This is a genomic window from Spirosoma foliorum, from assembly GCF_014117325.1.
Taxonomy (GTDB): domain Bacteria; phylum Bacteroidota; class Bacteroidia; order Cytophagales; family Spirosomataceae; genus Spirosoma; species Spirosoma foliorum.
This window is the reverse complement of record NZ_CP059732.1, coordinates 4,553,361-4,575,981: the sequence shown is the minus strand read 5'-3', so window position 1 is coordinate 4,575,981 and position 22,621 is coordinate 4,553,361. Positions and strand designations below refer to the sequence as shown.

At 46.3% G+C, this 22,621-nt stretch carries 21 protein-coding genes; 14 read left to right on the top strand and 7 right to left on the bottom strand.

The features are described from left to right. Nucleotide 1 precedes the first annotated feature (1 nt). The 5 genes from H3H32_RS19470 to H3H32_RS37565 are packed head-to-tail and all read left to right on the top strand — an operon-like array spanning nt 2 to nt 5,609. Nucleotides 2–775, top strand: a complete 774-nt coding sequence (locus H3H32_RS19470; protein WP_182457296.1) for a caspase family protein — start codon at nt 2–4, stop codon at nt 773–775. Nucleotides 776–808: 33 nt separating this feature from the next. Next, nucleotides 809–2,986 (top strand): serine/threonine-protein kinase, encoded by a 2,178-nt coding sequence (locus H3H32_RS19465; protein WP_182457294.1) that lies wholly within the window; start codon nt 809–811, stop codon nt 2,984–2,986. 39 nt (nt 2,987–3,025) lie between these two features. Then, nucleotides 3,026–3,913 (top strand): hypothetical protein, encoded by an 888-nt coding sequence (locus H3H32_RS19460; protein WP_240543416.1) that lies wholly within the window; start codon nt 3,026–3,028, stop codon nt 3,911–3,913. Nucleotides 3,914–3,951: 38 nt separating this feature from the next. Continuing rightward, on the top strand, nt 3,952–5,364 hold the full coding sequence (locus H3H32_RS19455; protein ID WP_240543415.1) for a fibronectin type III domain-containing protein: 1,413 nt from the start codon (nt 3,952–3,954) through the stop codon (nt 5,362–5,364). Beyond that, a complete protein-coding gene (locus H3H32_RS37565) occupies nt 5,337–5,609 on the top strand; it encodes a LamG domain-containing protein (protein WP_374191776.1) in 273 nt (90 codons plus the stop codon). The genes H3H32_RS19455 and H3H32_RS37565 overlap by 28 nt, the downstream gene beginning before the upstream one ends. Nucleotides 5,610–5,615: 6 nt before the next feature. Here the strand turns inward: H3H32_RS37565 and H3H32_RS19450 are convergent, their stop codons facing one another. Continuing rightward, the gene (locus H3H32_RS19450; RefSeq protein ID WP_182457292.1) at nt 5,616–6,395 is read right to left on the bottom strand and encodes a hypothetical protein; all 780 of its coding nucleotides are present in this window, start codon (nt 6,393–6,395) and stop codon (nt 5,616–5,618) included. After that, a complete protein-coding gene (locus H3H32_RS19445) occupies nt 6,392–6,979 on the bottom strand; it encodes an RNA polymerase sigma factor (protein WP_182457290.1) in 588 nt (195 codons plus the stop codon). The genes H3H32_RS19450 and H3H32_RS19445 overlap by 4 nt, the downstream gene beginning before the upstream one ends. A 188-nt stretch (nt 6,980–7,167) precedes the next feature. Here H3H32_RS19445 and H3H32_RS19440 point away from each other — a divergent pair, with 188 nt between their 5' ends. Next, entirely contained in the window at nt 7,168–8,733 is a 1,566-nt protein-coding gene (locus H3H32_RS19440; RefSeq protein ID WP_182457288.1) for a glycosyltransferase family 39 protein, read from the top strand. Nucleotides 8,734–8,763: 30 nt separating this feature from the next. Here the strand turns inward: H3H32_RS19440 and H3H32_RS19435 are convergent, their stop codons facing one another. Then, nucleotides 8,764–10,098, bottom strand: coding sequence for an Nramp family divalent metal transporter (locus H3H32_RS19435; RefSeq protein ID WP_182457287.1), 1,335 nt, complete (start codon nt 10,096–10,098; stop codon nt 8,764–8,766). 176 nt (nt 10,099–10,274) lie between these two features. Between H3H32_RS19435 and H3H32_RS19430 the strand changes: the two genes are divergently transcribed. The 8 genes from H3H32_RS19430 (at nt 10,275) to H3H32_RS19395 (ending at nt 19,551) form a co-directional block, all read left to right on the top strand. Beyond that, nucleotides 10,275–10,928 carry a metal-dependent transcriptional regulator gene (locus H3H32_RS19430; protein WP_182457285.1) on the top strand — a complete coding sequence of 218 codons (654 nt, stop codon included), beginning with the start codon at nt 10,275–10,277 and terminating at the stop codon, nt 10,926–10,928. A 104-nt stretch (nt 10,929–11,032) separates the two neighbouring features. Beyond that, entirely contained in the window at nt 11,033–12,109 is a 1,077-nt protein-coding gene (locus tag H3H32_RS19425; RefSeq protein WP_182457283.1) for an LptF/LptG family permease, read from the top strand. A gap of 76 nt (nt 12,110–12,185) precedes the next feature. Next, nucleotides 12,186–13,118 carry a DMT family transporter gene (locus H3H32_RS19420; RefSeq protein ID WP_182457281.1) on the top strand — a complete coding sequence of 311 codons (933 nt, stop codon included), beginning with the start codon at nt 12,186–12,188 and terminating at the stop codon, nt 13,116–13,118. Between the two features lie 9 nt (nt 13,119–13,127). Continuing rightward, nucleotides 13,128–14,564, top strand: a complete 1,437-nt coding sequence (locus tag H3H32_RS19415) for a DUF6056 family protein (RefSeq protein WP_240543413.1) — start codon at nt 13,128–13,130, stop codon at nt 14,562–14,564. A gap of 16 nt (nt 14,565–14,580) precedes the next feature. Next, nucleotides 14,581–16,323 carry a hypothetical protein gene (locus H3H32_RS19410; protein WP_182457279.1) on the top strand — a complete coding sequence of 581 codons (1,743 nt, stop codon included), beginning with the start codon at nt 14,581–14,583 and terminating at the stop codon, nt 16,321–16,323. Between the two features lie 78 nt (nt 16,324–16,401). Beyond that, nucleotides 16,402–17,391: a glycosyltransferase family 2 protein gene (locus H3H32_RS19405; RefSeq protein WP_182457277.1), complete on the top strand. Its 990-nt coding sequence runs from the start codon at nt 16,402–16,404 to the stop codon at nt 17,389–17,391. Further along, entirely contained in the window at nt 17,381–18,913 is a 1,533-nt protein-coding gene (locus tag H3H32_RS19400) for an MBOAT family O-acyltransferase (protein ID WP_182457275.1), read from the top strand. Before H3H32_RS19405 ends, H3H32_RS19400 begins: the two co-directional genes overlap by 11 nt. A 32-nt stretch (nt 18,914–18,945) precedes the next feature. Beyond that, a complete protein-coding gene (locus H3H32_RS19395) occupies nt 18,946–19,551 on the top strand; it encodes a Uma2 family endonuclease (protein ID WP_182457273.1) in 606 nt (201 codons plus the stop codon). A gap of 18 nt (nt 19,552–19,569) precedes the next feature. Here H3H32_RS19395 and msrB read toward each other — a convergent pair whose 3' ends face one another. The 4 genes from msrB to prmC all read right to left on the bottom strand — a co-directional run bounded on the left by msrB (nt 19,570) and on the right by prmC (nt 22,533). Beyond that, the gene (gene msrB / locus H3H32_RS19390; RefSeq protein WP_182457271.1) at nt 19,570–20,079 is read right to left on the bottom strand and encodes a peptide-methionine (R)-S-oxide reductase MsrB; all 510 of its coding nucleotides are present in this window, start codon (nt 20,077–20,079) and stop codon (nt 19,570–19,572) included. A gap of 59 nt (nt 20,080–20,138) precedes the next feature. Next, entirely contained in the window at nt 20,139–21,116 is a 978-nt protein-coding gene (locus tag H3H32_RS19385; protein ID WP_182457269.1) for an AAA family ATPase, read from the bottom strand. Nucleotides 21,117–21,159: 43 nt separating this feature from the next. Beyond that, entirely contained in the window at nt 21,160–21,579 is a 420-nt protein-coding gene (locus H3H32_RS19380) for a four helix bundle protein (RefSeq protein ID WP_182457267.1), read from the bottom strand. A 105-nt stretch (nt 21,580–21,684) separates the two neighbouring features. After that, nucleotides 21,685–22,533, bottom strand: coding sequence for a peptide chain release factor N(5)-glutamine methyltransferase (gene prmC, locus H3H32_RS19375; RefSeq protein WP_182457265.1), 849 nt, complete (start codon nt 22,531–22,533; stop codon nt 21,685–21,687). Between the last annotated feature and the right edge of the window lie 88 nt (nt 22,534–22,621).

The window sequence follows — 22,621 nt, the reverse complement described above, 5'->3', positions numbered from 1 at the left end:
TATGCTGACTCCATTACTGATTAGTTTAGGCATATTGTTGGGGTTTCAATCGCCTATGGCGCGGGGGCAAACCTATGCGGTTGTGGTAGGCATTGCTGATTATCAGGCACTCTCTTATTCAACCGGCGATTTGCGGTTTGCCGATCGGGATGCCCGTCAGGTAGTTGATTTTTTGCAGAGCAAGTCGGGTGGCAATGTATTGGCATCACACATTCGATTGTTAACCAATCGGCAGGCAACACAAGCTACCATCGAACAAGCAATGACCCTCTTTCAGCAAGCGGGCGCAAACGACCGGGTTATCCTGTATTTTTCGGGACACGGCCTGCCTGACAGTTTTGTTCCATACGATGCTCGTCCGGGCGATCAACGGAAATTGCTAACCTATGCCGCTATTAAAGCGGCTTTTCGTGCTTCTAAAGCCCTTACAAAGCTGTGTATTGCCGATGCCTGTCTGTCTGGTGGCATAACCCGCCAACAAACCAACCGATCTGAACTGGCAAAGACAGGACGAGATGGCAGCAACGTGGCTATGTTACTGGCTAGTCGATCAACGCAAAATGCGGTTGAAGATCGGCGTTTGGCAGGAGGAGCGTTTACCTACTTTTTGCTCAAAGGATTGACCGGGCAGGGCGATCTCAACGGCGATGGCATTGTAACCATACGAGAGCTGCACAAATACGTAGCTCCGCTGGTCAGGAAGCGAACGAAGGGAAAGCAGACGCCGGTTTTTTATGGTCGGTTTTCGGATAGTCTGCCTTTAGCGTATCTTTGATTGATCCACATTATACCCACCTAACCCTTGCTTATGAATCAGACGTTTACTACGTTTCTGGACTTTAAAAAGCGTTATCCGATCCGCCCGAATGATGAGGGGGCTCTGTTAGGTGTCGGTACGTATGGCCGGGTTATCAAAGTTGAAGATCAGCTCGAAACAGAGTGGGTAGCGATAAAAATCAGTGAGTTTAAGGGTCATGACACCAAATCGCTGAAAGCCGAAGTTGAACTGGCCCAACGAGTGCCGAGGCAAACCAATATAGCGCGCTACGATTCCTGCCATCGCCTGGAAACGGATACCAGTGTCAGCGATTTCGCGATTATGAAATATTACCCGGATGGCAATCTGGCCGATTTGCTCCGACGTGTAACGCTGACACCCACGCAAATTTATGAGATTACAAAAGGGATCTTACTCGGCCTCCAGCACCTGCATCGCCACCGCATCGTTCATCGCGATTTTAAACCGGCTAACATTCTAATATCCAGAGATAATGCCGGGCGATTCATTCCAAAGATTGCCGATTTTGGGCTTAGTAAATTAGTGAGTGATGACGAACTCGATAGCTCTGATTTTGATCTGAGCGACGGCCGAGGTACACCATCCTATAAAGCGCCCGAGCAAATTGAAGGCAGTCGGGTGAGTTTCAACCTCGATTTATGGGCATTTGGTGTCATCCTCTACGAAATGATGACGGGCGAAAAGCCGTTCCGGGCCGATTTGCGAAACAGTAGCGAACAGTCGGTGCGACGTGAGGTGGAAAAGAAAATTATGACGGTCGAATTGCCCGCCCGCCTAAGCCAGATTGCCGAACCGTATGGGACTATGATTCGCCGATGCCTAGTTCGCGATATTCATGAGCGTGTTCGTAAAGAAGATGAACTGCTGGATTTGCTGGACCAGATTCCGCAGTTGCTGAATCAGGCAAACATACTGTTTGAACATGCTGACTACCAGCAGGCAATTGCGGTGCTCGAACAAATACTGGCCAAGCGGGAGCACCATGTTGACGCCCAGAATCGACTAAATCAATGCACGAATGCTCTCCAACAAGAGCAACTCACCCAGTTACTGAACGAAGCTAATATCCTGTGTCGACAACAGCGTTTTGATCAGGCCAAAAGCCAATATGAGCAAGTACTGAAACTCAATCCAACGGATGAAACTGCCATTCAGGGGCTGGCGCTGTGTATTGAGCAACTTCGACCTAAACCCGTAGCGATTGAGTCGGAGTTAACAGATGTCTATGAAGAAGAAAAAACGGATGTTTATGTAGCTCCCCCCAGTCCTAGTCCGACAGTTGCCAAACCAGCTGTTCTAGTTACGCCGTCTCCCATTAGCGCGCCAGTCCAGGTCAAGGGTCAAACGGTATCAAAACCAACCCTTCCACAATCGACAAGTAATCCCATCGGGCAGGCCTTTCCCTGGAAGATCGCTGCTCCGGCCGCTATCGTTGTTGCTGGGATTGGGCTGTATATGAGCTTGTATAGCACTAGTACGAGTACACCCAGTAATGGACAACAACCAGATAGTATACTGAGCTTGCCTGTGCTGCCTAAAACGAAATCCATATCCCCCGAAGCAATAAAGTCAATCCCCGATGAATCGAAAGCCGATCTACGTAAACGTATCGATGTCGCTCTTGGCAAAGCACATCAGGCGTATAAAGCCAAAGACTATAATCTGGCTCTCGTATTGACCAACAGCGCCCTCCAGCTTGATCCGACCCGGCAGGACGTAACTAAACTTCGGGATGCCGCTCAGAAGGAAATTCAGAAACAAGCGCCACGTGAGGAACAACCCGTTAATGCTACGCCAGAGCAACCTAAAAATACGACGCCAACGCCGGAAGTAGAGAAACCAAAACCAGCCGAACCTGAAGAAGGTGCCAATGACAAGCGACTGAAAGAAAAGCAGGAACAGCAGACTAAATACGACGATCTGATTGAGGAAGGCGTAAAAGCCATCGCGAATGGTAATAATAAAACAAAAGCTATTTCCTCGTTCGGTAAAGCGCAGGAATTAGCAAAAGGACAGGAATTAAGTACGGCTAAAGCCGAGGCCGCTTACGCACAATACATGGCCAAAGCGAATAAGATTTTTTCTACAGACGAATTCGACGGAGCAAAGGCCTGGTATCAGGTGGCACAGGCTCTGAAAGATACGGATGAAGTCAGACGGAAAATTAAACAGTGTACCAATCAGTAACCCACCTAATTTATGATGTTCAAACCACTACACCATTTCATGTTAGTATTGCTGCTGTCCTTGGTTGGGCTGCCTGCTTTTCAGGCTCTAGGCCGAACAACTGAGGCAACTGTTGTTGTCGATGACGAATATGATCGCTACAAGAAACGTGGCGATGATTATTTTAAAGAAGGCAAGTATCTTGAAGCTCGGCGGCAATACCAGAACTGCCTCGAAGTTCCCGGTTTCGAAAACGATGCCTACGCGAAAGAGCAAATTCAGGAGTGCACCATAGGGCTGAAACTTCGCCAACAGGCCGATGATGCCCTGAAGCAAGGTAAAAGCCAGGAGGCTGTCCGTTTCTTTGGTCAACTTCTGAATCTAAATCCAGATGATGCCCTGACAAAGGTGCAACTGGCTGATCTCTACGAGCGAGAGGGGAACCAGCTTTTTAATCAAAAGCAGTATGCCGAAGCCAGACTGAAATACACCGAAGCTGGCAAATATGCTTCGATAACCAAGAAAGAAACGCTACTTATTCAAATTCGGACGATCGATGACTTAACTCGTCCCAAGTACCCAAAACTTGTCGGTTTGAAAGTATTTACGGGGTTAGTGGCAGTAGGAGCCGGAGCCTATGCACTTATTTTGCGCAATGATTATCAGTCGAAAATGGGTACACTGAGCCAGATCAGCCAGACTGTTGACCCTACAGGTAGTGGTGTGATCAGTGATCGAAGTGCCTATCTTCAGTATACCGATGCCTATAATGCTGCCGAGGCTGCTCAGAAAAAAAATGGACTGTTTAAAGCCTGTCTGGGTGTTGCGGCTGTAGCCACCGTTGCCGAATTATACCTGCTGCTTCACAAGCCCAAACCACGTACAAGCGCTATACAGTGGAAACCCTCTTCACAGTCATGGGGCCTTGCTGTTAGCTATACATTTTGATTCTGTCTATCCATCGAATCTTTAATTTCTTATTGACAATGAATCGTTTATTGGTTTATATAAGTGCGTGTTTTTTAGTTGTTAGTAGTGGAATGCTCTTGTTGAGTTGCGGGAACTGGGATATTCCCTCGCGCAAATCGCAGCGGGAGTGTATAAAACCTGCGGGTACCCTTACCGCTCAAATACAGCAATTGAAAGTCGATTTTTCAATTAGTGGTAGCAGCGGAACTATCGATAAAGTAAACTGGGATTTTGGGAACAACAGTACCACCGCAACGACCGGATTAACCGTTAGCAATACCTATCCAGCCTCAGGTACGTACACCGTTAAAGCCACGCTGACAAATTCGTGTGGCAACGAGACTGTACTTCAACAGGTAATTTCGGTGAGTAATGCATTGTCTCCTAACGTGACCTTACAGCCTGTTACCGATATTACTACAACGTCGGCAGCAGTGCGTATGACCCTAACGTCTACGGGTAATGCAACCATTACGCGCTATGGAATCTGTTATTCAGCAACTAATGCTGTTCCAGAAATCGGTAAGGAGAATGTAACTACAATCGATAGGCCGTCAGTCCTTTCGATTAGTACCCCAACTTCATTTACGCTGACACCTCTCTTACCGAATACGACTTATTACGTGCGTAGTTATGCCATTAATTCAGCGGTTTCAACGCCTGGCTATAGTGATGTTCAAACTTTCCGAACCGGGCAAAACCCAGTTGTTGCTGTTAATGGTACGGCGTCTGTAGGAACCACAACGGCATCCGTGAACTTTGTGGTGACGAATCCGGGAAGTCCGGCGGCTGTTGAGTATGGTATTTGCTACTCGTCGAGCAGTAGTACGCCTGATAAGAACTCATCGACCGTAAAGGTTACCAGTCCGACTACAGGCGCTAATGTAGTTGTGGCGCTTACCGATCTGACGCCCAACAAAACATATTACTACCGTTCCTATGCCATAACAGCTTCGGGCGAGGTTATTTATGGTGATGTAATGACCTTGACTACGCAGGTCGACACCGTTTCGCAGGATTTAATTGCTTCTATATCCTTTACTGATCGGTCATTACTGGATGCCAGTGCGAACAATAACGATGTCAAACTGGTAGGGAATCCAACATTCGTGTCTGATCGGAAAGGCAAAGCCAATGCTGCGATTTCGCTAAATGGTACGGGCGATTATTTCTATATGCCTTACAATAGCAGCCTTGAACCAGAAGCTCTGTCAATTAGTATCTGGATCAAGCCTACAGCGGTAACCGACAGGATGCTTATCTACAATAAATCCCGATTCAGCGATGGCGCTTTTGAGATGTATAGTTCCCTTATTAAGCCTGGTGATGGTGGTTCAGGAGTAACGATTAATACAGATATTAAACAAACTGGGAACTGCCAGCCAGGCAGGGTTGGCAGACATTGTCATTTACCAGTGCACCTGATTTAACTCGGTGGCATCATATTGTTATGACCTATAGTGGTCGATCTGCTCGCATGTATTTTGACAATGTGTTATTATATCAGAAAGATGACCTACCCGCAACCAGTATCGATAAATGTCCTGGGGGAGAGTTGAAATTTGGTGCTCAATCGCAGGTACTACCCCAGTATTTTAAGGGTGCACTCGATGATATTAGAATATACAAAAGGGTGCTGTCGGCCAGCGAAGTAGAAACGCTTTATAACCAGTAAGTCAGACTACTCGATTTTGTGTAATACCTGTTTTGCCAACGATTGAAAAGGATTGGCCTTGTCGGTACTGATGGTTTTCAGTATGGGTAGGGCCTTTTCTTTTTGATCGTTCTTCACGTAAGCGAGAGCAAGAAACCATTCGGCTTTTTGCCGGATTTTGAGCGAGGGTGCCGTTACTGCTTTGCTCAGCAATGGAGTTGCTTCAATCGGTTGTTTATTGGCCAAATAGCTTAATCCCAGGAAATAGTTTTTGTAGTGAATCGTCTGTTTATCAGCTGGCAACGTGGTCAGTTGGGCAATAACCTGGTCATACTTCCCTGATTTGTACTTCGCCAGCGCATTCAGTAACTGAGCCTGAACATCGGGCGAAACGGCACCGGATGGAAAGTCTTTGACTAACTCGTCGGGCGTAGATGTTTCGGCGTAGGCAATATCAGCCTGCCGGTCGCTGGTTTGCTGGTAGGTATAATAGCCGAGACCGAGCACTACTACAACCGAAGCGGCTGCGGCCCAATAGCGCCAACTGATCAACGGTCGAACAATCGGTTTCGCTGCAATTGTTTCTTCGGTGACTATGGTTGCTTTGTACTGCAATTTTGCCCGTTCCAATGCTTGTTCAATGCCAATGGCCCGCAAGCCCAACCGGATGTCGCGCTGACGGGCAACTTCCGTTCTAAGTTCAGCATCGGCCTGTATATCGCTCTCAAACACAGTGCGATCTGCTGCCGATAACTCATTGTTGATATAGGCTTCAATAACCTCGAATTGTTCTTCAGATAGGTTCATAATCCGTTCTTATTTGCCGTTTTCTGATAAAATCCCTTCAGCTTTTCGGCACAATCATACCGTTTCGATTTAACCGAAGACTCTTTCATATTAAGTCGTTCAGCAATTTCTCTCAGTGAAACTTCTTCGACATAAAACCATTCAATAAGTTTTCGACATTCGTCTTTAAGCTGCCCTAACGACTGTCGAACCACGTTCACAACTTCCATTCGTTCTAAATCCTTTGCTACATCGGCGGTGTCAATTACATCGATTGTATCCGGCAAACTGGCTCGGGTGCGAAATCGGGCCGATTTTAGCTCGGTAAGCCAGACACATTTGCAATAATCAAAGACGACCGTAGTGATACGGGTGCCAGCCTGAAGCTGATATTTTCCTGTCTCTATGTTGAGTAAAAAGTTGAGCAGTCCTTTCTGGAAAGCGTCTTCAGCGTCCATTTCGGTACCATTGTTGTTCTGCACCCAGAAGCGGAAGGAAGGGAACGATTCAGCGTATAAATACTGATATGCCCGCTCATCGCGCCGACTCAAGGCATCGTAAAAATTCTGGTCTGTTGCGTAAATGGGTAGTGGTCGGGTTGCCATAAGGTGGTTGAATGCACGAAGATAAAACCCGATAGCTCAGCATCTAACGAACAGCCAATCATTGATGAATAGGGAAGGTGTAGAAAAGGTAAGTCAGAAATTTGATCAAAAATTTTTGCAGTCGTTCTGACTGACCTTTTTGCTGCTTAATCTATACAGTACCAAACACCAAAGTTCGACCTCAGAAAATGGTAAGTGTAGAAAAAACGGATGTAAAACCTTTACTGTATCGGAATAGCCAGGAGAAATATGGTAAACTTTATCCAGTAAAGGAGACGAGCCTACTGCTCCCCTCGTTGGTTTTACTGATAGGCTGTCTACTGGTAACGGTGCTAATTCGTTACCGATTGATTTTTTTTGTTAGTCCCGATATCGGTGGAATTGAAAGCAATGTAATCTATTCGATCCAGCGCTATATGGCGGGTTATCCGCTCTATGCAAACCCAGAAATAGCCCCGTATTCCATTACCCAGTATAGCCCTGTTTATTATCGGATTGTAGCTGCAATTGGTTACCTGGCAGGAGTAGAGCCTGATGATACATTGGGTGTTTATCGGTTAAGTCGGGTTGTCTCGCTCACGGCTAATGGGTTTTATGCAGCACTACTTTTTGGGTTGGGAAAGCGGTTTTGTCTTACAACAAAAGCAAGTATGGCCATTGCTATAACGGCGTTTGTGTTATTGCCTCCTCAAGCCTATTCCCGGCCCGATAGCCTTTATATTTTATTGGTTATGGCCACGTTATATGCGGTTGTGCGAGCTATTCAGGCAGAGCAAAAGAAACAGGAGCTTAACTGGTTGGCCGGTACTGTTGGACTAGCCGCGTTGGCTATTGCGACAAAACAATCGGGCATTGTTTTACCCTTTGCGGTGGTGGGCTATTATGCGTTCGTAAACGGCCACTGCTTGAAAGGGCTTGTTTTGGGTGGTTGTATCGGACTAGCTGGACTACTTTTCCTGATTGGTTTTATGCCTGAACATGACCCGATCCTATTATATGCAAACATTATTAACGGTGTGAATCAGGGCGTTGACTGGTCGTCATTCAAAATCAACATCGTTGACCATTATTTCCGGACATTTAGTGTACACATTGCCATTGGTTTACCGCTTTGTATTTGGCTCATACGGCAAACTAAAGCAGACTATCGCTGGCTTGGCTGGAGCGTATTGGTATTGTTCGGGTTTTCGTTGTCGACGAGTATAAAATGGGGTTCGGCGTTAAATTATTTCACGGAGTACGTGGCTTTAACAGGCTTAGTCGCAGCTGTCTGGCTAAATGAGCAAAGTTTCCTGGTAAGTAAGCGAGGGATGGGGTGGCCCTTGCTGGCATTTTCTGCGATATTCTGGGCGGTAGTCCCCAACATGACGAATTTCAACTGGCCCTTGCTCATGCGTTCAGGGGCACTTTCTGAAACACCTTATCGGCAACAAAAACAGATTGCTGATTACCTGAGAGATTCGCTTAACCTGAAGTCTACGGACGCTGTGTTTGTGACAAATTATAATTACTGCTACCTCAATGGGTTGCTTTATCGAAACTGCCTCATTCCTCAGCAAGACATGATTGCAGCCGTCATGTATCCTCGTAAAAAATTAGATTATTCGGCCTTGGATAAGCAAATCAGCCAACAAGGTATACGATTTTTGATTACACGTACTGGCGAGACTGCAACCGAGTTTCCGGGATTAACAACGGCGCACTATGTTCTCAGACGTAGATTCCCTCAGTTCGACGTGTATGAGTCGCGCTGACATTCAGTTACTTACTTACTTACTTACTTACTAGGCTAACGTATCCCAGAGTAAATAGCCATTCAATCCCATAATCAGAGCCGCTACGGCCCAGGACAACGTTTTTAGCCAACCCGGATTAACGAAGCGCCCCATTTTTTCTTTATCGCAGGTGAATTGTACCAGAGGCACTACGGCAAAACTGAGTTGGAGTGATAGCACAACCTGACTCAGTACGAGTAATTCGCTGGTGCCATGTTCGCCGTAAAGAATCGTGACGACAAACGCAGGGACAATCGCCACTAAGCGGGTAATTAACCGGCGTAGCCAAGGTTTTACTCGCAGATTCAGAAAGCCTTCCATCACAATCTGACCAGCCAGTGTACCTGTCAAGGTTGAGTTTTGACCCGATGCTAACAACGCAACGGCAAACAGAATACCCGCTAGTTTAACGCCTAGAATTGGGTCGAGGAGCCGATGGGCATCAGTAATGTCGGCAACCTGCTGGTTGCCCGAGAAGTGGAACGCTGCGGCTGATAAAACCAGGATGGCCGCGTTGATAAAGAAAGCCAGAAACAACGAAACCGTCGAATCGATTGTCGCGAATTTAATGGCCGATTGTCGCCCCGCATCATTACGCCCGAAATCGCGGGTTTGTACAATACTGGAGTGTAAATAAAGGTTATGCGGCATGACGGTAGCCCCCAGAATCCCGATGGCAATGTAGAGCATCCCTGGATTGGTGATCACATCAGTATGCGGTATCAGCCCGGCAACAACATCGCCAACGTTAGGCTGCGAAACCAGCAACTCATAACCGAAGCAGCCAACAATCAGGAAAATCAGGCTGGCAACAATCCGTTCGAGCACTTGAAACCCCTTATTCTGTAAGTAAAGCAGCAGCAACACGTCCAGCGAGGTAATCAGAACACCAATCGTAAGTGGAAGACCAAAGAGTAGATTGAGGGCAATGGCTGAACCGATCACCTCTGCCAGATCACAGGCCGCAATGGCGATTTCGGCCAACAACCATAAGCCAAAACCTACCGGACGGCTAAAATGATCGCGACAAGCCTGTGCCAGATCGCGACCGGTAGCAATGCCTAATTTGAGAGCCAGGTGTTGAAGTAGAATGGCAAACAGATTGGAGATCAGCACAACCGACAAAAGTCGATACCCATAACGGGCTCCTCCTGCAATATCGGTAGCCCAGTTACCGGGGTCCATATAGCCTACGGCTACCATCAGCCCAGGTCCTGCATAGGCTCGCAATGTTTTGAAAAAACCTGCACCCTTTGGTACATGAACAGAGCTATGAACATCCCCTAATGAGTTTTCGTTAGACTCCTGTCGCCAGTTTTTCGTTTGTGTATTAGTTGCCTCCATGTAAGCAATTGGTAATCATCAGAACAGTTGAGCAAACTTACAATGCATCAAATATAAGTATTATTGAAATAAAAATTTAGACTAGTCTAAATTTTTAGAAAGTTTAACATAAAAACTACCTTTGTGGGTAAACTGTTTTGATTTAGTTTGCCTTTCTGTACAAGGAGTCGTGGTCTATGCAATCATTCACTGAAGAAAATTACCTGAAGATGATCTATTCACTTGCCAATCGTCGGCAGGGGGAAGTCAGCACGAATGCATTGGCAGAAATGACATCGACAAAGGCCGCTTCCGTAACCGATATGCTTCGTAAACTGGCTGATAAACAGTTGATTCACTATAAGAAATACCAGGGCGTTCGCCTGACAGAAGAGGGCGAACGGCTGGCCCTACAAGTAATTCGGCGGCACCGGCTTTGGGAGGTTTTTCTGGTCCAGAAGCTCGGTTTTGGCTGGGATGAAGTCCATGAAATTGCGGAAGAATTAGAACACATTCGGTCAGAAGAGTTAGTGGCCCGTTTAGATACGTATTTAGGCTGTCCACAGTTTGATCCGCATGGCGATCCAATTCCAACCCCGGCGGGTCAAATGCCTGAAATGGGTTATCGAAAATTATCGGAGGTGGCTATCGGCGAGGATGTCTGCCTGATGGCCGTGTTAGAACATTCACCTGAATTTCTGCAACACCTCGATCACTCGAATTTAACGCTTGGCTGTACGATAACGATTCATGAAATCAATGCCTTCGACAAATCGGTACTGGTTCAGATCGTAACGGGTCGTACTGTATTCGTCAGCCACGAAGTCGCTAAAAATTTATTGGTGAATTAGTATATGGTTTACGGTATATGGTATTCGGTGACTGACGAATAAATATTGCTTTCGCGTCGGCCACCGGATACCATAAACCATATACCGTAACCTTTAAAAGATTTATGAAACTCTTAGACGCTTATATACTCAAACGTTTTCTTCAGACCTACATCTTCGTGGTGATGGTCATTGTGTTGGTGGTTGTTATGATCGACTACACCGAAAAGGTGGACAACTTTCATAAGACACATGCCCCCACCAACGAAATCCTCTGGGATTATTACCTCAACTTCATTCCGTACTGGGCCAATTACATCAGCCCATTGATGGTGTTTATTGCTACGGTTTTCCTGACTTCTCGTCTGGCTGCCCGAACCGAGATTATTGCTATTCTGAGTACGGGTGTTAGTTTCATGCGCTTGCTGTTTCCGTATGTGTTGGGCGCATCGGTCCTGGCAGTAGCGACTTATTTTATGGTTAACTACGTAATTCCAGCGGCTAACAAAACCCGGATTGCGTTCGAAATCAAGTATATCAATGATTCGTTTACCTACTCGAATCGGAATGTCCATCTGAAAATTGCCCCCAATACCTACGCCTATCTGGAGAGCTACAATAATGTGGTCAATACCGGCTATAAATTCACCCTGGAGCGCGTAGAGGGTAATCAACTCAAACAAAAACTAACGGCTGATCATATTGAATGGGATGCGAAAAAGAAAAAGTGGACCATCGTGGATTATAAAATCCGGGATATAAACGGTTTGCATGAGACCCTTACGCCCGGTGCGCGTATCGATACCACGCTGAATCTGAAACCGGATGATTTTGGGTCGAATTTTAACCTCTACGAAACCCTGACCCGACCTGAACTCAATAAGCGAATTGCGTTGCTGCAAAGCCGTGGATCGGATGGGATCGAAATTTATCTGATTGAAAAGTATAGTCGCGATACCCGCCCGTTTGCTATCATCATTCTGACGGTGATTGGTGTCATCATGTCGGCCCGTAAGAGTCGCCGTGGGGTAGGGTGGCAGGTGGCCTTAGGATTTATTTTAGCATTCACTTACCTGTTGTTTTTTATGCTGGCCAAAGGCATTGCTGAATCCGGCAACCTCAATCCTATAGTAGCAGTCTGGCTTCCAAACGCTATTTTTGCACTCATCGGGGTATTATTGTACAATACAATACCGAGGTAGTGAATGAATTATAAATGATGAATGATGAATGATGAATATCACAAGATAGCTCATTCATCATTCATCATTCATCATTATGACTTATAAGCCTTCCTTCACAGACTACCTGCAACTCCATTTCATTGTCCTGATTTGGGGGTTTACGGCCATTCTGGGTAAATTATTAGCGCCACTCGATTCGTCGGGAGTGGTTTTATTTCGGACGCTACTTGCCGTAGTCGGTATGGGCGTTGTGCTCTTATGGCGTCGGCAGAGTCTTCTGGTGTCTCCGGCCGATCGTTGGCGATTAGTGGCGACGGGGGGACTGATTGGGCTACATTGGGTTCTGTTTTTTCTGGCCACTCGCCTGGCCAATGTTTCGGTTTGTCTGGCAGGCATGGCCACCAGCTCGCTCTGGGCTAGTGTGTTGGAGCCGCTAGTGCTACGTCGGCGCGTGCGTACCATTGAAGTTGTGCTGGGGGCTGTAATAATGGCGGGTCTTTACCTGATTTTTCGGTTTGAATTCGATAAAGTAATCGGGTTAGTAGTAGCTGTAATTGCCGCTATGCTATCCTCCCTGTTTACGATTATTAACAGCCGATTTACGCAGCGTTACGATGCGCTGGTCATCTCTTTTTACGAGATGATAGGTGCATCGGTGGGCGCATTTGTACTCTGGCTTCTAGTTTGGACAAGTGACCCAATGGATGCTAATCACGTCATACAATACATACCTGATTCACTTCTGCAATGGCTTTGGCTGCTGGTGTTATCGCTGGTTTGTACCGTGTATGCCTACACGGTGGGCGTAGGATTGTTGCGGAAATTCTCACCCTATATGGCTGTTTTAACGGTTAATCTGGAGCCAGTTTACGGAATTTTATTGGCCGTATTGATTTTTGGCGATACGGAACGAATGACCCTGGGCTTTTATGGAGGGACCCTTGTGATTCTGGCAGCTGTTTTAGCCTATCCATTTCTGAATAGTCGATTTACCAAAACACAAGCCACCTTACCCACCTCAACTTAGTCCGCTATTATGCGTGAATCAATGCCTTTAACGCGTGTTATTACCGGTGCATTACTTGTTTTTGCGGGTGTGTTAATCATACCCCTAATTGCCCTGGCGACGTTCAATCACCCGTCGCCAACCGACGATTATTGCTTTGCCAACACGGCTATGCAATTCGGTTTCTGGAAAGCACAGCAAATGTATTATGATGGTTGGACCGGGCGATTCTTCCATAATTTTATTGTTCACACCAGCCCACTCGTAATTGGTTGGTTTGGCGGATTTAAACTATATCCGGTCATTTTTCTGGCTATTCTACTGGCCAGCTTTTATGCTTTAGCTAGTCAATGGCTCTATCGGACGTTTGCTGTTGGAAGTAAAGTCGCTTTGGCGTCAGGGCTCTTTGTTGGTTTTATGGCAACGCTGGCCAACATTCCTGAATATTTATACTGGTACACCGGTTTGGCTAGTTACGGCCTCTCTAGTGCCTTATTTCTGTTATTGCTGGCTACCTTACTGGCTCATCAACGGCGTGGATTTGGTTTGCAAATAGGTTATTTGCTGATCGAAAGTCTGCTCATCGCAGCTATTATTGGATCGAGCGAAATGACCATGGTGCTCATGTTATCCGTATTGGCCATGATTGCCTTTATGGATCTGCTTCAACGCCGGAAAGTGGCACTGCCAACGGTGGTTTTGATGATCGTAGCGGGCCTGTCCTGCTATTTTCTGATGAAAGCACCCGGTAACGCCATTCGACTAGGGGCTAATCCGAACAGTAGCAATATTCCCCTGACGTTAATCTCGTCATTGCGCTATATGGGGCCTTATGTCATTCAGCAAATTGTTCGAACGCCCTGGCTTCCTTTATCGTTGTTATACGTGCCCATTGCCTGGAAATTGACAGAACCAACCGAAACAGGCAGACGGAGTGAGTTGCCTTCCTATTTACGAGTACATCCTGTATTAGGGGCTCTACAGGGGTTTGCCACCGTTCTGGCGTTGATCTCATTACACTTTTACGGTGTCGGTATTGCGCCAATTCCTCGGTTGATCAATATCGTTAATCTAACGTTTTGGCTAAGCTGGATCTATACTATAACCCTTTTGGTATGGTTTTTACATCCTCGATTACAATTCGATCGTTGGCAGGTAAATTTCCGTTCTCTGGTGTACGTTTTACTGGTCTGGGCACTTGCCTCTTCAACTGTTGGGCCTGTGATCCCTGTTGTGTATGGCGACTGGCTGAGCGGGCGGGCGGCTCAATATGATCGCGAAATGGAACAGCGATATGCCCAGCTAGCTCACACAGATACAGATATCAGTTTACTAAAGCCATTGAGTACTTACCCTGTTTCTTTGTTTCTGGAAGACATTCAGCACGACCCGAAGCACCTCTGGAATCGTTGCTGGGCCGATTATTTTCATAAAAAAGCGATTATACTGACGAAGAAATCTAAGTAGTCGGTCCTGTAATCTTATGAGGCTAATTTCTATATCCAATTCCTATTCGTTTCAATCCCGCCAGTCACGTGTCCTGGCGTCTGTTCTGGTAACAATACCCATCCTATGCTTTTGGGCGCTCTTGTTAACGTACGTGGCCAATGTTCCCTGGATTGATGACATCGATGCATTTCTTAGTTTTATTATCGGCTATATCGATGCGCCTACACTCAGCGAAAAGCTGGATTGGTTGATTCGCCCCAACAATGAGCATCGAATTTTAATTGGTAAGTTAATTACGCTGACGTTTTATAAACTGACGGGTGAGGTCAGTTATCGCTGGCTGGTGTTTGCTGCTTTTGCTTTTCTGCTGGGCCTTTTAGGGCTTTTTTATCGTGTTTTTCGATCAACTAATCTGCCCCTTTTGGCATTTGTCCCCGTATCGTTTTTACTGCTTCAGCCGCAATATTATCTCACCAGCCTATGGGCAATTACCGCCCTACAGCACCAGGTGGTAATCATGATGGCGTTCACGGCCATTTATTTGCTGGCTAGCGATACGCAAAGTCGATTTGGAGTCGCATTGGCGGTACAGATCTTAACGTCGCTTTCGATGAGTAATGGTCTGTTTGCCTGGGTAGCGGGAGCGGTGGTGTTAGCCTTGCAGCGACAGTGGATTCGGTTGGCTGTCTGGCTTGTAGTAGGGGCTGGAACGATTGTATTTTATTTTCATGATTTCCCAGATGGGCAAGGGAATGAGACGAGCGTATCCTTTTTTCTGAAATACCCTTATCTGGTATTCCTGGGTTTTTTTACGTTCACGGGTGGCCTGTTTGATTTCTTTTCAAAAGTTGATATTCTCTGGCGGAGTATACTTCCAACACTGGCGGGATTTGCCATTATCCTCACCATGCTAGTATTACTGTGGCGTATGAATGAGCCTCGATTGGGGCATCGAATGGGCACCTATGAATCCTCAAACCGAGCTACGAAAGCACTGTGGAAACGCCGATACTTTTTTACTGGGTGCTATACATTTTTAATGGTTAACGCGGTAATCATTGCCTTTCTACGACCTCGTTTTGGGTATGGGGTTATGTTGATTAGTAATTACATGATTTACCCGGCTGTACTGGTTAGTCTGATCTACCTGAATGTACTTAGCGAACGCCAATCTGAGTTTACTCTGAACCGATGGGTGGGCCTTGGACTTCTGCTTAGTTTATTCATCTGGGCCAACTGGTATGTTGTTCAACTGCCGAAAATTGCCTTTCGGAAACACCAGATACTGACCTACGCTTTTAATCAGAAGCATAACAAAACTGGCCTCGGACCGAGCTGGGGAAGTCCTTTTGTTGCCTTAGCCGAGCGAACGATGAATGAAACAATTCGTCGGGGTATTTATGAATACCCGGAGACGTACTATACACCCTACGAATCGCGGCTACTCTCGTCGAATCAGCTGAAACCCGACACCAGTTTACACATACGTGTGTTGGGAGGAGGGTACAGCTACATCGCCGAAACCGATTATAATGCACTTGCTCAACCGATTGATAATGCAGCCATTGTGATACAATCGCCGGAACGAACGTATCTCTTTCCATCAGAGATACCCTATTCATTTACAAATTATTACCTGAACCGACCTGTCAGAACGATTCAGGGTGAAATCATTAATCCGACGGTTGCACCGGGGCGTTATCGCGTAGGTATTCTGTCGCCGTCAGATGAGAAAAACCCGATTCGATTTAGTAATCAGGTCGTAACCGTTCCTTAAGAAACAAAGACGACTTATCCCCTCAATGGCAAAAAATCTTATTTTTGCCGCTTAGTCACCGACTCACTAGCTATTATTTTGCCAAATCCTCAGATTTCGATTATCGCTCCACTGTACAACGAAACCGAGTCGTTGCCACGCCTTGTTGCCCGGTTGAACGCCGTAATGGAGAATTCACCCCTGACTATTGAAGTTGTACTGATTGATGATGGCAGCCGTGATGACACCGCCGTACAGATGCAACAACTTGCGCTGACCGATGGCCGGTATCAGTGCATATTTCTCTCCCGTAACTATGGTCACCAGATTGCGTTGTCGGCGGGTATTGCACGCGCTAACGCTACCGAAGCCCTATTTATCATTGACGGCGATTTGCAGGACCCGCCTGAGTTGCTGACCGATTTCTATCAGAAATATCAGGAAGGCTACGATGTTGTGTATGCTGTTCGGAAAAAGCGGAAAGAAAACTGGTTTAAGCGGTCGGCTTATGCCTTGTTTTACCGATTTATGCGGTCGATTTCGTACGTTGATATGCCGCTGGACAGCGGTGATTTTTCGCTCATCAGCCGCCGGGTGGCCGATGTACTGAATCAGATGCCCGAAGAAAGTCGGTTTATTCGGGGCATGCGGAGCTGGATTGGCTTTAAGCAAATCGGTTTCGAATACGAACGGGATGCCCGCCAGGCCGGAGAATCGAAATATTCGTTCAAAATGCTCCAGCGGCTGGCCTACAATGGAATCTTTAACTTCAGTGAATACCCGGTTAAAATTATTACTCGAGTGGGTATGTTCACGCTGGGAATAGCTGGGCTGTACTTAATTCAGACACTGATCAAACGCTTCGTTTATCACGATGTACCACAGGGTTTTACGGCTTTATTGTTCTTTATCATTCTGTTTAGTGGCATACAATTGATAGCATTAGGGCTGATCGGTGAATATGTCTTGCGCATATTTTTTCAGGCTAAAGGGCGCCCACTCTATGTGGTTCGGGAAGTTATTCGTCATCAACAACGTCAGCCCTTGTCAGGTGTAAACGGCCAGAAACCGCAGGAGAATGCTATTTAATTCACTACAGTTTTTACTGTTTTTTATTGTTGTTACCCTTAGCTACTTCAGCCTGAAATGGCAGGGGCGCTGGATACTGTTGTTAGTAGCCAGTTGCTACTTCTACATGGTTTTCCAGCCAGCGTATATCCTGATTCTGTTTCTAACCATTGTCATTGATTACATAGCCGGTATCTGGATTGAAAAAACGAGTGGGAAGACCAGGCGATGGCTATTAATTTTGTCTCTGATTTCGAATCTCGGTATCCTGGCGTTTTTTAAATACCTCGGCTTTTTTACCGAAAATATTGCTGCCTTGTTCGATACGTTTCAGATGCCGCATATTGCTGAAACGGTTACCAATCTGGCGAATAAAGTCTTCGTGAAAGTGTTGCACGTTTTTGGGAAGAGCGACATATCGTCCTACAAAGACAACATGAGCATTCTGCCCATTGGGCTGTCGTTCCACACGTTTCAGGCCATGAGCTACACCATTGAGGTGTATCGGGGAAATCACAAAGCGGAGAAGCATTTTGGTATTTATGCGCTTTACGTCATGTTCTACCCGCAGTTGGTAGCCGGACCGATCGAGCGACCACAAAATGTATTGTGGCAATTTCACGAGTATTTCAAGTATGATGTTGAGAATGTCAAAGCTGGGTTGATGCAGATGGCTTTCGGCTTATTCAAAAAGTTAGTGATTGCCGATCGGCTGTCTATGATGGTTGATTATGCCTACGGAAACCCGTCGGAGCATAATGGGCTGACATTATTAGCGGCCACCTTTTTCTATACATTTCAGATTTACTGCGATTTCTCGGGCTATTCTGATGTGGCTATCGGGGCTGCACGGGTCATGGGTTTTGATCTGATGGAAAATTTCCGAACACCTTACATTGCTCAATCCATTTCGGAATTCTGGCGACGCTGGCATATTTCGCTCTCAACTTGGTTTCGCGATTACCTCTACATTCCGCTGGGAGGCAATCGCAAGGGGGAATTCCGACAGTACCTGAACATGCTGATTGTATTTCTGGCGAGTGGCCTCTGGCACGGGCCAAACTGGACGTATGTAATCTGGGGTGGGTTGAATGGCGTTTATCAGATTCTGGCCGTTCTGCGCGATAAATTGCTGGCAAAAATGGGTTTTTCAAGCACACCTGCCAGTTTAGTCACGTCTCCTGTAAACAATAAACAAAGCCGTAAATCGCCTGTGCGGGTAGTTCTGAATACCCTCATCACATTTGTGCTGATCATGTTGACCTGGGTGTTCTTTCGGGCCCGTAACCTTAGCGATGCTTTTCTGGTCCTGAAACAAATAGCGACCTTATCGTTCAGCGATCGGCTCGACAGTCCGATGAATTCGGTAGAGATGTGGTTCAGCGTTTTCCTGATCGCATTCCTGATGATAAAGGAATATTTTTATCTGACGATTCCAACCCGTAATACCGTTCGTTTCGCTGTCCTCTTCGGGCTAATTACATTCGTGACCTATCTCTTCGGGGTCTTCTCCTCGAATCAGTTCATTTATTTCCAGTTCTGATTGGTATATTTGTTTTAAGCAATTAGAAATGTATGGCGACACTAACCGCCCCTGGTCCTTCATCAATTACGAGTGAATCGAAGTCGATTTCATTTCGAATACCACAGATAACAACGTCGGAGGATTTTTATCTATTCTGTCAGGATAATCCTAGCTACAAGTTTGAGCGTGAATCCGACGGACTTATTATTGTTATGCCTAATACTGGAGGAAAAACGGGGCGAAAAAATTCGGAGTTGACAACTGATGTAACTATCTGGAATCGCCAAACTAAACTTGGTGAAGTGTTCGATTCGTCAACAGCTTTTAATTTGCCTGATGGTAGTACCCGCTCACCAGATGTTGCCTGGATTCATCGTGAACGTTGGGATAACTTAACCGAACGAGAGCAGGAGCAATTTCCTCCAATTTGTCCAGACTTTGTTATTGAACTTCTGTCTGCTACAGATTCGCTGAAAACGGCTAAAGCAAAAATGGAGGACGTTTGGATTGCGAATGGATGCCGGTTAGCATGGTTGATTGATCCTAAAACAGAAACAACATATATCTTCCGGGCTAATGGTGAAATTCAGATTGTTGGCTTCGATAAGATATTATCAGGTGAGGATGTCTTAGTCGGATTTGAATTGAAGCTATAACTCACTATAGCTTATTCTTTATTGCCCCAACTCAAATACCAGCGCCACGCCATTCATACAATAACGCAGACCAGTAGGCTCCGGTCCGTCGTTGAATACATGACCCAAATGCGCATCGCAAACCGAACAGCGAACCTCCGTTCGATTGCCATCGGCTTCATTATAAACTGCATTTGAAACGATAGGCGCGTAGAAACTGGGCCATCCCGTATGGGAATCGAATTTTGTTGTGGATCGAAAAAGGAGGTTGTGACAACAAACACAAGCGTATACGCCCTGCCGATGTTCGTTGGTTAATTCACTGCTGCCGGGCCACTCAGTACCTTGTTTACGGGTAATGTTATAGACCGATCGGGGTAGAGTTTGCCTCCACTCTTCATCTGTTTTTTCAACCCGACGGCCATTAGGAGAGGTGACCCCCGCAGGACGTTTATGAGGAGGACGAGGTTTGGCTATGTAAGTACCATAGAGCCAGAGCCCTCCAGCGATCAAAACGGCAATCAGCAGAAATAATTGAGTTGGTTTCATGGGCATATATCCTTCTAAACCAAAACACTATCTATACAGTCCGCGTTCACCAACTTCACCTATCGTCCGATGGCGACTTTACGCAAAATAGAGTCAATGATCTGTAAGGTTGTAACGCCATCCGCTTCGGCTTCGTAGTTGAGCATGATGCGGTGGTTGAACACATCAGGAGCTACTTCTTTGATGTCTTCGGGAAGAACATAATCGCGCCGGTCGAAGTAAGCGAGTGCTTTAGCAGCCAGATTCAAATTAATACTAGCGCGGGGCGACACACCAAACTGAATGTAACGGGATTCATCGCGGAGGTTATACTCCAGCGGTCGGCGAGTGGCGAAGACCAGCTCAATAATATATTTTTCGAGTGTTTCCGAGATGGTAATACCATTAATTTCGTTACGAATGGCCACCAGTTCTTCCTTACCTAAAACGGGCTGCACTTCATAGTCGAAATTCATGTTCGACATTCGGCGCATCACTTCCAGTTCATCCTCTTTGTTCAGGTAATCGACAAAGACTTTCATCATGAATCGGTCTACCTGAGCTTCGGGCAACGGGTATGTACCTTCCTGTTCTACGGGGTTTTGAGTAGCCAGCACCAGAAAAGGTCGATCCAGTACAAAGGTTTCTTCACCAATAGTTACCTGTTTCTCCTGCATGGCTTCCAGAAGGGCCGCCTGCACCTTCGCGGGGGAGCGGTTGACCTCATCGGCCAGAATCAGGTTGGCAAAAATAGGCCCTTGCTTTACTTCAAACTCTGCCGTTTTCTGATTGAAAATCATCGTTCCAATCAAATCGGCGGGCAGCAGGTCGGGCGTGAACTGGATGCGCTGAAAATCTAATTCCAGTACTTTGGCTAGCGTGTTAATGGTTAAGGTTTTGGCCAGACCAGGCACGCCTTCCAGCAAAATATGTCCACCCGTGAACAGTCCAATGAGCAGCCGATTAAGCAGTCGTTCCTGCCCGACCACAACCTGACTCATTTCGCTAAACACCTCGCGAATTTTAGTATGGTAAGTGAATGACGTGTTTGATTGCATCCTTTCGGAGTTATAAAGTTGTAGAGGTTAGCTAGTTGTAGAGTTATGGCTCTACATTATCTCCATCAGTACCTTTTGAGTAGCGCCTGCCTTTATTCGTCGAATTATTTAAATAGAGAAGTAGTTTATCAATAATTCGGCCTACTTCATCGGCTTGGCTGTATAAATCATCAAAGATAAGCTTGGTCAGATATTGATTATCTAAAGAACGGTATAGTTGAGATTTTACTTCAGTAAGCGAACCTCGTGCGATGCCTAAAAACTGAATAAATTCACCGCGATTACCTCTTCCAAATCCTTCGGCAATATTATCCATGACCGAACCGCCTGACCGGCGTATCTGTCGTTTCAAATCCAGATCATCCTGGAATAGTTTATCCCGCGTTGTCTGGTGAATATTGCTTGATAACCACCGAGCTTTTTGCCAAGCCTGTAAGTCTTCAATTCGGTTAATTGTGGGCATTCTTAAGAGTTATAAAGTTGTAGAGCTACAAAGTTGGCTGACGCTAACTAATGCCATCTGAGACTACAACTGTACAACATTGTAACTCTACAACTTTATAACTCGCTAAAACGTAGCCCGAATGCTACGATCCTTGCCGTGAATATCTTTATAGACCTGGATCTTAGTAAAGCCGCGGTCGGCAAATACCTGTCGGGTAGCCTCGCCGAAACGCTCATTGATTTCAACGTAACAGGACCCATCTTTCGTTAGGTGGCGAACACAGAAATCAGCGACTGCTTTATAGAAAACCAGTGGGTCGTTGTCTTCGACGAACAAAGCCAGATCGGGTTCGTAATCGAGCACGTTGCGGTCCATGTCAGCCGCTTCCGAACGAGTTACATAAGGCGGATTACTCACCACACAATCGAAACGGCGACTGAAATCGGCGGGCACGTTCAGAATATCCTGAATCTCGAAAATGACATCGGCATTCAGATGGTCGGCATTTCGTTGGGCAAGGGTAAGCGCTTCGTCCGAAACATCCCAGCCCGTTACAACCGATTGTGGTAGAAAACGAGCTAGTGTAATGGCAATACAACCGCTGCCCGTACCGATGTCTACAATAGGAACGTCGTCCGTGCGATCGGCAAAATCGTGCATGATAAGTCGCACCAGGTCTTCGGTTTCAGGTCGGGGAATCAGTACATCCGGCGATACCTCGAATTCTAAACCGCAGAAAATGGTTGTGCCAATAACGTGCTGGATGGGTTCCTGGCGGTTTAATCGTTCCAGAATCTTGAACCAGTCAGGCTCTGTCCGGTTCGGCGGCAGAGGTTTGTCGGTCAGTACATCCGTTTTGCGAAATCCGAAATAATGGTCGAGCAGCATAAACGCCATTTCCCGCGCTTCTTCGGGTGGGTAGGCTGTAATGTTTTTGCTTAGGCGGTCGTATAGAGGTTTGGCGGTGGCCATTGGGTTCTGTCGAGTAATTTTGCCAAAAATAGGGAAGTTTACGGTATTCAGTTTACGGTTTGTGGTTTACAGTGCTTTTATGCAAGCG